Annotated in this window: 6 protein-coding genes and 2 pseudogenes; 6 read left to right on the forward strand and 2 right to left on the reverse strand. The window is 47.8% G+C overall.

The window, feature by feature from the left end; translation table 11 throughout:
* Positions 1-351: 351 nt before the first annotated feature.
* The 6 genes from NDI34_RS26485 (at position 352) to NDI34_RS26510 (ending at position 10097) form a co-directional block, all read left to right on the forward strand.
* Positions 352-1425 (forward strand): glycosyltransferase family 1 protein, encoded by a 1074-nt coding sequence (locus NDI34_RS26485; protein ID WP_348234315.1) that lies wholly within the window; start codon positions 352-354, stop codon positions 1423-1425.
* A gap of 166 nt (positions 1426-1591) precedes the next feature.
* Entirely contained in the window at positions 1592-2482 is an 891-nt protein-coding gene (locus NDI34_RS26490; RefSeq protein WP_190525338.1) for a lipid kinase, read from the forward strand.
* A gap of 65 nt (positions 2483-2547) precedes the next feature.
* Complete coding sequence (locus NDI34_RS26495) at positions 2548-5394, forward strand: cation-transporting P-type ATPase (RefSeq protein ID WP_348234316.1); 2847 nt, start codon at positions 2548-2550, stop codon at positions 5392-5394.
* Between the two features lie 87 nt (positions 5395-5481).
* Complete coding sequence (gene recF / locus NDI34_RS26500) at positions 5482-6645, forward strand: DNA replication/repair protein RecF (protein WP_348234317.1); 1164 nt, start codon at positions 5482-5484, stop codon at positions 6643-6645.
* Positions 6646-6842: 197 nt separating this feature from the next.
* Positions 6843-7325 carry a hypothetical protein gene (locus tag NDI34_RS26505; protein WP_348234318.1) on the forward strand — a complete coding sequence of 161 codons (483 nt, stop codon included), beginning with the start codon at positions 6843-6845 and terminating at the stop codon, positions 7323-7325.
* 483 nt (positions 7326-7808) lie between these two features.
* Complete coding sequence (locus NDI34_RS26510; RefSeq protein ID WP_348234319.1) at positions 7809-10097, forward strand: CBS domain-containing protein; 2289 nt, start codon at positions 7809-7811, stop codon at positions 10095-10097.
* 50 nt (positions 10098-10147) lie between these two features.
* Here NDI34_RS26510 and NDI34_RS26515 read toward each other — a convergent pair.
* A pseudogene (locus tag NDI34_RS26515) lies at positions 10148-10573 on the reverse strand (CHAT domain-containing protein); the annotation flags it as partial.
* 8 nt (positions 10574-10581) lie between these two features.
* Positions 10582-10687 (reverse strand): annotated as a pseudogene (locus tag NDI34_RS26520) (IS1 family transposase); the annotation flags it as partial.

Below are 10687 nucleotides of genomic sequence, written 5' to 3' on the forward strand. Positions count from 1 at the left end.
TATGAACTTCGGCTCAGTCAAAGGTAAGATGAGTAAAACTTATGACTGGCAGCTAGCAATCGTCTAATTTTAGACCCCATATTACCCCAGCGACGACTTTTGCAAGAGGTCTATTCAAATACAAAATAGCTACTAAACTATCTCCGCGATAAGGTTTGAAACGTTTATTCTTGACTCAACGACCTGCTGTTGTGTCAAATCAAAAGATGTGTATAGGGTAGGATAACCTGTGTGATCGCTACGGTTTCTCCGTCTTATTTTCCATGCGTTTATGTTACTTGTAGTAAAACCGTCGGTCGCCCTTGGTAAACTTTACGGCGTCTTCCTCTATTTAAAAAAGCGATACTAACCTTGCTGTCTCCACTCCTAGTCAATCTTTCTTTCATTTTTTCCCAACCGACTGGCATCAGCACCTATGCCATAAATCTTTTTCCGCACCTCCAGCCTCTCGAACCAACCTTACTGACAGCCCAAAATTTTCCCAACTATCGCTGCTATCCAGTTCCGTCGGATCTAACCCCCGCACAAGGGTCAAAAGGGCATTTTCGCCGTCTGCTGTGGACGCAGCGGCAGTTGCCCGAAATTTACAAAAAATTGAACTCTAGTTTAATATTTTCCCCAGTTCCTGAAGCGCCGTTGTATGCGGGTTGCCGTTCAGTGGTAATGGTTCACGATCTCATCCCGCTGCGGTTTCCTAAATGCTTTTCTCCCCTAACGCCCTACTTCCGCTACTATATTCCCCAGGTTTTAGCGCAAGCTGAGCATATTATTTGTAACTCTAGCTCCACCGCTCAGGATATTATTGATTTCTTCCACATTCCAGAATATAAAATTACGCCAATTCATTTGGCTTATGACGTCAATCATTTTCGGTTTCTAGATATTCCTAGAAGCAATTATTTCCTCTACGTCGGTCGCCAAGATCACTACAAAAATATTGCTCGGTTAATTAACGCATTCGCTACTTTACCAAGTTGCCGTGACAATGAATTATGGATAGCTGGAGCTGGGGATAAGCGTTATACGCCTGTGTTGATGGCGCAGGTGGAACAGCTAGGTATAAAGAATCAAGTAAAATTTCTAGATTACGTTTCCTACGAGGAATTGCCGACGCTAATTAATCAAGCGATCGCTCTCGTCTTCCCTAGCCTCTGGGAGGGCTTTGGACTGCCCGTTTTAGAAGCAATGGCGTGTGGCACTCCTGTAATTACTTCCAACCTCTCCTCGCTGCCAGAAGTCGCAGGTGACGCCGCCCTTTTAGTCAATCCCTACAACGTGGGAGAAATTGCCGAAGCGATGCAGGCAGTGGTGACGGATTCAGGATGGCGATCGCGTCTTCGTCAAGCTAGTCTTGCTAGAGCCAGTCAATTTAGCTGGACAAAAACTGGACAAGCGACTGCCCAAGTCCTTCAGCGATATTTGTAACCACAGCGAAAATTATCAAAATTACTAAAGTGGCAAATTGTCAAGTTAAGATTGGGGGTCAGCTCAAGATTCTCCTTCAAGCTTCAATTCCTCTTGCCTCCCCAGGTAGATTTCTTTTTATCAAAGGTTTGTCAAGATAATTGACAATTAATGGAAGAGGCTCAGCATGAACCGGCGAGCATTGTTGCTGCTAAATCGCCACGCACGCCGAGGAAAAGAAGGTCTATCAGAGGCGGTTGCCAAATTGCAGGAGTTAGGCTTTGACCTGCAAGAAGAGTCCACACAAAAGCCCCAGCAGATACCAGAAATTATCCGTCGTTACCGCGATCGCGTCGATCTCGTTATCATCGGTGGCGGAGATGGCACCCTAAATGCCGCCGCCGAGGGTCTGATTGACACGCAACTCCCGTTGGGCATCCTGCCTTTAGGAACAGCCAACGACCTGGCACGAACCCTTTCAATTCCTGTCTCCCTCCCCGAAGCTTGCGAGGTAATTGCAACAGGTCAAAAACAGCGAATTGACTTAGGTTGGGTGAATGGAAAGCACTTCTTCAATGTTGCTAGTCTCGGATTGAGCGTGCAAATTACTCAGCAGCTAACCAAAGAAACTAAGCAACGCTGGGGAGTCTTCGCCTATGCAGTCACCGCCATCCAGGTAGTTGGGCGATCGCGTCCTTTTCTAGCAAAAATTCGTCTCAATGGCGAATCTATTCAGGTGAGAACCGTTCAGATTGCCGTAGGCAACGGACGATATTACGGCGGTGGCATGACCGTTGCTGACGATGCTACCATTGACGACCAGCGCTTGGATCTGTACAGCTTGGAAGTTCAAAATGCATGGCAGATCGTCCGATTGCTACCTTCCATGCTAAAAGGAAAACAAGCAGAATGGCCTGAGGTGCGAAGTCTTCAAGGGCGGGAAATTGAGGTATCCACGCTAAAACCTCTCCCGATTAATACTGATGGTGAAATCACCACTTACACCCCTGCCAAATTTCGCCTAATTCCTAAAGCAATATCGGTTTTAGTTCCACAATCACCCCTACGCACTCCTTAAAATACCTCCCAGTCACCGGATTTAAGCCCTATGATTAAGTGCTAGTAGGTGTTAAAGCATTTCCCGTGACCCCATCTCCTTCACATTCAAAACCCGATCTAGCAAGCGTCTGGCATACTCTACCAGTGGACAAGACACTGGAGCAGCTAGCAAGCGACCCAGAAGTTGGTCTGACGACCCAGGAAGCCAAACAGCGGTTGCAGCAATACGGCCCCAACGAACTGCAAGAAACTGCGGGTCGAAGTACCTGGGAAATCTTGCTCGATCAGTTCAAGAACATCATGTTGTTGATGCTGATTCTAGTAGCACTGATTTCCGGGATTCTAGACCTGGTGGATTTACGCGCTGGCAGATTAGCCCCTGGTGAAATTCCCTTCAAGGACACAATTGCAATTTTACTGATTGTCATCCTTAACGGCGTCTTGGGCTATCTCCAGGAAAGCCGCGCCGAAAAAGCACTTGCCGCCCTCAAGAAGCTTTCCTCTCCGAAAGTGCGAACGATCCGCGATGGCAGACAATTAGAGGTGGACGGCAAGGATCTTGTTCCAGGAGACATCATGCTCCTCGAAGCAGGGGTGCAGGTTTCCGCCGACGGGCGTCTAATTGAAGAGTCAAATCTGCAAGTGCGGGAATCGGCACTAACCGGCGAAGCTCATCCATCAAGTAAGCAGGCAGCGGTGCATCTGAGTGAAGAAACCGCATTGGGCGATCGCATTAACTTAGTCTTTCAAGGCACTGAAGTCGTCCAAGGGCGCGGCAAGGTCATCGTCACCGGCACTGGTATGAAGACGGAACTCGGCAAAATTGCCGATATGCTGCAATCCGTCGAAGCTGAAGACACCCCGTTGCAACAGCGAATGACCCAGCTGGGCAACGTGCTGGTGACGGGTTCTTTGATCTTAGTTGCCATCGTCATCGTCGGCGGAATGCTGCATAATTTCTTCAGCCAGGGGCGTTGGAACTGGAATGTCTTGCAAGACCTTGTGGAAGTTTCTCTATCGATGGCAGTGGCGGTAGTGCCAGAAGGCTTGCCAGCAGTCATTACAGTGACGTTGGCACTGGGAACCCAGCGGATGGTACGCCGCCACGCACTGATTCGCAAACTCCCAGCGGTAGAAACCCTCGGTTCTGTCACAACTATCTGCTCGGATAAAACCGGCACCCTCACCCAAAATAAAATGGTGGTGCAGCGGGTAGACACGGCAAACCATACCTTCCGCGTTACCGGCGAAGGTTACATCCCTACCGGAGAATTTTATCTCGACGAGCGGCAGGTAGCCGCAGAGCAGTATCGGGATCTGCAAATCCTCATGCTTGGCTGCGTGCTTTGTAATGACGCAATGTTACAGCACGACAAGAATGAGTGGGCAATTCTCGGCGACCCCACAGAAGGGGCATTAATTGTCCTGGCTGGGAAGGGAGGAATTGATAAGGAACCGCTAAGCCGCCAAATGCGCCGCGTTGCCGAGTTTCCTTTTTCCTCCGAACGCAAGCGGATGAGCGCGATCTGCGAAGCGGGCGCTTGGATTCAAAACACGCCTTTTTCTAGCAGCCACCTGATGTTTACGAAGGGTTCTCCAGAGTTAATTTTGGAGCGTTGTACCCAAATTCAGGTAGGCGACCAGAGCGAAGTTCTGCGCGATGAGCAACGAACTCAAATTCTGGAGCAAAATAACCAGATGGCAAGTAAGGGCTTGCGGGTACTGGGATTTGCTTACAAGCCTTTAGAGAGCGTTCCGCCCGAAGGATCGGAGGAAACAAACGAGCAAGAATTAGTTTGGCTGGGTTTAGTCGGAATGCAGGATGCTCCGCGTCCGGAAGTGCGGGATGCAGTCGCTAAATGCAAAGCCGCTGGAATTCGAGCCATGATGATTACTGGCGACCACCAGCTAACAGCACAAGCGATCGCCCAAGATTTAGGGATTGCCCAAGAAGGCGATCGCGTCCTCACAGGTCAACAACTGCAAAAGTTTAGTCCAGAGGAGCTAGATCAAGTCGTTGACGAAGTTAGCATCTACGCCCGTGTTGCCCCCGAACACAAACTCCGCATTGTTCAAGCCCTCCAGCGTCGCGGTAGATTTGTCGCCATGACCGGCGATGGCGTCAACGATGCCCCAGCACTCAAACAAGCCGACATCGGCATCGCAATGGGCATTACCGGCACCGATGTCAGCAAAGAAGCCAGCGATATGGTGCTGCTGGACGACAACTTCGCTACCATCGTCGCCGCTACTGAAGAAGGGCGGACAGTTTACAGTAATATTCGCCGCTTTATCAAATACATTCTGGGTAGCAACATCGGCGAAGTGTTGACCATTGCCGCCGCACCCCTGCTTGGCTTGGGGGGCGTTCCGCTCTCGCCGTTGCAGATTCTCTGGATGAACCTGGTTACGGATGGTTTACCCGCTCTCGCCCTTGCCGTAGAACCCGCAGAACCCGACGTGATGCGCCGTCCTCCTATGAATCCCCGCGAAAGTATTTTTGCCCAAGGGCTGGGTTCTTACATGGTTCGGATTGGGATTGTCTTTGCGATTATCAGTATTGCTTTGATGGCATGGGCTTACAACTATACTCATGCACCCGGCTATCCGGGAAATCCAGATGTTTGGAAGACGATGGTCTTTACAACCTTGTGTCTCGCTCAGATGGGACACGCTTTGGCGGTTCGTTCTAACAGCCAACTGACGATCGAGATGAATCCCTTTACCAACCTGTATTTGTGGGGAGCGGTGGTTGTTACCACGGCGTTGCAGCTAATGCTCGTCTACGTGCCTCCCCTGCGCTCTTTCTTTGGAACTCACTACCTGAGTCTCACTGAACTGGGTATTTGTATCGGCTTCAGTGCCTTAATGTTCGTTTGGGTTGAGATGGAAAAACTGTTTATCCGTTTTTTTTACAAAAACAGACGGTAGTCAGTAATCGGTAGTAGGTAATGGGGCATTCAGGACTGGTTATCGGAAGAATTTAGGCTGAAAATAATCACCAATGACCCATTAGCTATGTATCTCAAAACTCTCCACCTCCGACAGTTTCGCAACTATTTAGACTGCGAGGTTGATTTCGAGGCTCCTAAGACGATTTTGGTGGGGAATAATGCCCAAGGAAAATCCAATCTTTTGGAAGCAGTCGAGTTACTATCAACCCTCAAAAGCCATCGAGCCGGACGCGATCGCGACCTGATCCGCGAAGGCGCGGCGGACGGTAAAATTACAGCCACGCTGGAACGCGCTAACGGCTTAGTGGATCTGGCTTTAACCCTCCGCACTCAAGGGCGTCGTACCGCAGCCATTAACCAAGAAGCTTTGCGACGCCAAATGGATTTTCTCGGCGTCCTCAACGCTGTAGAATTCTCCAGTTTAGATTTAGATCTAGTGCGAGGTGCCCCCGAACAACGCCGCAACTGGCTAGATTCCATCCTCACCCAGTTGGAACCCGTCTACGCCCACATTTTGCAGCAATATAACCAAGTATTACGGCAGCGCAACGCCTTATTAAGACAAGAAGCGAGAAAAGCCCAACCTTCTTCTAGTAACAGGCAAGAGGAAATTTCCACCAAGTCTGGAGACTTGAATCGGGACTCTGAATTGGCGTTGTGGGATGTCCAATTAGCGATCGCGGGTTCTCGCGTTACCCGTCGTCGAGCCAGAGTCCTGACACGGCTGGCACCTCTCGCTCAGGCTTGGCACGCTAGCATTAGCGGTAGAGCTGAAGTGCTGGAATTAAAATATGCCCCCAATGTCACCCTGGAGAAGGAAGAACCCGAAGCGGTACAGCAAGCTTTTTTAGAGAAAATTCAACAGCGTCGGGTCGTCGAACATCACCAAGGCACAACCCTCGTCGGTCCTCACCGGGACGAAGTTGAGTTTACCATCAACCAAACACCGGCAAGAATCTATGGCTCCCAAGGTCAGCAGCGAACCCTAGTCTTGGCACTGAAACTGGCAGAGCTAAAGCTTATTGAAGAAGTCGTTGGAGAACCGCCGCTGTTGCTACTTGATGATGTTCTAGCCGAGTTAGACCCAAACCGCCAAAATCAACTGTTAGATGCCATCCAAGACCGCTTTCAGACCCTGATTACCACTACTCACTTAGGTTCCTTCGATGCCCAGTGGTTGAATTCATCTCAAATTCTCTCTGTTCAGGCAGGACAAATAAAACGATGAAGTTTGTTAGTTGCATAAGGACGGGTTGAAGCCAAATATTTGTAAATAGCCAACTAGATGGATAAACCTACACCTACAACAAGTCGTTCTTCCTTTTTTAGTGTTAATCCCTGGCTTGCAGCCTCTAACCTTATTCTCAAATCCGGAGTCACCCTCAGAAGTCTCGTATCCACCAATATGTTCTAAAGAGAGAATCCGTGCCTTACTTATTTAACGAACTGTCAACCTACGCCCAGATTGATTGTGACGTAATTAACCTTGCTGCTATGCGAAAAATGGATATGGCTATGGATCGGGATGAGATTGCAGGACTGGGCGCTTCGTTGCGACGGATCAATCAGAAGCTATTGACCTCAGCCAAGGGAGATGGCGTCGAAAGAGTATGGTATCAGGGTGGAGAACCTTATTTCGATCTGTTTATTGACCTGCGAAAAGATGATATCGAGTGGTTTCAGTTGACTTTACGTGGGAAATCGCTGTCGTGGAATCGAGCAGGTTGGCAAACAGGGATAACGAATGAAGGTATTGTCAACGACATTACTTTTTATCCTGCTAGCAAACTGATTAAAACAGACAATCGCCCTGATTTTGCGTTCATTGAATTAGCATATTCCATCTTGCAAACCCGCGCTGGTGATGCGATTGTTGATAAAATCTTGGTGCTGTTCAAGGCTGAATAACGAATGGCTAGTCGCTAATCGAAGCCATTTTTTTGCCCAATTAGCAATTAGCCTAAACCCTAATTATTAAGCTTATTTGTAAATTCTTTTAGGTGCAATATACCAGCACGAATTTGGGCTTAATGTATCTGTTCTTGCTCGTTATCCTAATTTTGAGTTGTTGCTGGAGCCTTTTTATTATTCTTTTTTGATAAGAAAAATTACCCTCGATTCCTCATTTTTGAAGAGCTAAGAACTATTGGACTCATTGAACTCTATTCTAGAAAGGGAAATATTTTCTCTTAGGTTACTGTACGGATTTTATATAGACAATTTATGAATTAGCCCTCTATCTAGGGATTTATTTTCTTTCATAAAACATAAATATTTATTGCAATCAAGTAATGATTTATTGCACATAACTAAGAATTAGCAGAAGTTTGGGTGTATCACAGTTTACAATTGCCAACAGTACCCCTGTGGAAATTACTGGATGGGTTCACAATGCAGCCCAACGCCCTGCCGCTTCCTTGCCTATCTCTAGACCCTGCCATTGACCGTCAGCCTCTGACTGTAGCGCCTGACACACCTCTCCTTGATGTATTGGCGCTCATGAGCCAGTTACGGAGTAGTTGTGAGTTGCCCAGAGGAACCCAAGCCAGAGGGACACAAGCAGACACCAGTGCAGCGTCAGAAGACCCAAGCTGGGAGGCGAGCGAGGGGATGAACGCCGCCTTGCCGCACCCTGCATCCTGTTGGTTGTCACAAGAGGAGACCGATTTTGACACTGCCGATGCCGCAGGTCATTGTGTCTTAGTCATGCAAGGATCGCAGCTTGTGGGAGTCTTTACAGAGCGCGATATCGTTAGACTGACGGCCGCCAGAGCTTCCCTAATTAACGTCAAAATTGCCGATGTCGTCACGCAACCAGCCATTACCCTCAGACAATCAGAAGCTCACGATGTTTTCACAGCTCTTTCCTTGTTTCGTCAGCACCGAATTCGCCATTTGCCAATCATTGACGATAATGCAGGGGTAGTCGGAATTGTCACGCACGATAGTATTCGCAAAGCGTTGCAACCCGTTAATCTTCTAACGCGATTGCGATACGTCGCGGATGTGATGACATCCCAAGTCGTTCATGCGCCTATGACGGCTTCTGTTCTCGATTTAGCCCAAATCATGGCTAGTCAGCTAGTCAGCTGTGTCGTCATTACAGAACAGAGGGAAAACCAAATTGAGAACAAGCCAATAAAGACGCTTAATTCTCAATTCCCAATGCCCGTAGGCATTGTCACAGAGCGAGATGTGGTGCAGTTTCAGGCGATGGAATTAGACTTGTCGAAATTGCAGGCAAAAGACGTAATGAGTACACCCTTATTTTGTCTGCAACCCTCAGATTCCCTATGGGTTGCCCATCAAGAAATGCAGCGGCGGCGCGTGCGACGTCTGGTAGTTGCTAGCAATCAGGGCGAATTACTCGGCATTGTCTCCCAAACCAGCCTGCTACAAGTGCTGAACCCAGCGGATATGTACAATGTCATTGAGGTATTGCAGCAGGCAGTAGAAGAGCGTACCAAAGCATTAGAAAATAGCAACGAGCGATTGCGTTGTGAAATTGCTGAGCGCAAACGAGCTGAAAAGGCATTGCGACAAGCGCACGATAACTTAAAAAAACAAGTAGAGGAACAAACTGCCGAATTAGCTCAAGCGAATGTGCTTCTCAAAAAGGACATTATTGAGCGTGTCGCAGTAGAGGCGGCTTTGCGGAAATCAGAGGCGCAAAAGACAGGATTAATCGCGTCTCTACAACAACAAGCCGAACATCTGGAACAAACTTTACACCAACTGCAAAAAACCCAAGCCCAGCTGATTCAAACAGAAAAAATGTCCAGTTTGGGGCAACTGGTAGCTGGTATTGCCCACGAAATTAACAATCCGATTAATTTTATTTACGGCAATCTCAGCTATGCCGGTCAATATGTCCAGGATTTGCTGAATCTGCTGCAACTTTATATTAAACATCATCCTCAACCAGAAGCGGAAATTCAAACAGAAATTGAGGCAATTGACCTGGATTTTTTGAAGACAGACCTCCCGAAACTTTTAGGCTCGATGAAGGTGGGAGCTAACCGTATTCGGGACTTGGTACTGTCCTTACGAAATTTCTCCCGATTGGATGAAGCGCAACAGAAATTTGTGAATATCCACGATGGGATAAATAGTACTCTTCTGATATTACAAAATCAACTAGAAGCAAAAGCGGGACGCTCTGGGATTAAAGTTATTAAAGAATATGGTAATCTCCCTGCTGTGGAGTGTTTGGGGGGGCAGATTAACCAGGTATTTATGAATATTCTCAGTAATGCCATTGATGCCCTTGAAGAGGTTTTTGCTAAGGAATCATGGGGGATGGCTCATGGGGAGGACAGTATCGATTCTCAACCCCCGACAATTTGGATACGCACCGAATTAGTAGGTAAAAATCAGGTAGCTATCAGGATTGAAGACAACGGAATTGGGATGACGGAAGCGGTACGGCGTCAAATGTTTGACCCTTTCTTCACAACGAAACCTGTGGGTAAAGGTACCGGCTTAGGATTATCAATTTGCTATCAGATTGTGGAAAAACACGGCGGTCAGCTGAAGTGTATTTCCGCGCCCGGTGAGGGAACTGAGTTTGTAATTCAGATTCCAATCCGACAGACAACTCATACTGAGTGTGTCTATTCACCCCGTCGTCTGAAGCCTGCCATTGAGCGAAATGAAGAGCAACAGCTACACGGAGCTTAGCCAACGGGCGAAGGAATTAAAACAGAAAAATAGAAATTTTTCTGTTTTAATTATTGTGCTTCTCCAATAAGAGTAAAAGCCGCCCAGTCTTTCGGATCGGGGTGTTGCTTCATTGTTGTCAGCATTGCCTGACGCATCGCTTGCGCTTTGTCGGGATTCTTCTGAAGGTTTTGATAAAATTCGGTCATTAAGGATGCTGTAGGGGCGTCTGGGACCGACCAGAGGGACACAATTACACTGGGTATACCCGCAGTAATTAAGCTGCGAGATAGTCCGATAACGCCATCGCCGGTAATTTTGCCTCTGCCAGTGTCGCAAGCACTCAGCACGACTAGCTCAGCATTCAGTTTCATGTCTAGAATTTCGCTAGCGGTGAGTAAGCCAGTATCCTGCTCAGATGGAGCGAGAGCGATCGCACCCGGTACACCCAAACCTTGAAAATCATCCAGCAATCCATGTGTCGCCAGATGAATAATCGGTAGTCCTAAACAAGTAAGGATGCATTGTAATAGTGGACAAAGTACCACACGGCACCAATATGATTCTCTAACTTCTTAGAGAACGATAATGTCTTTCTCACTAATCGGGAT

Source organism: Trichocoleus sp. DQ-U1, from assembly GCF_039961925.1.
Lineage (GTDB): Bacteria > Cyanobacteriota > Cyanobacteriia > Cyanobacteriales > FACHB-T130 > FACHB-T130.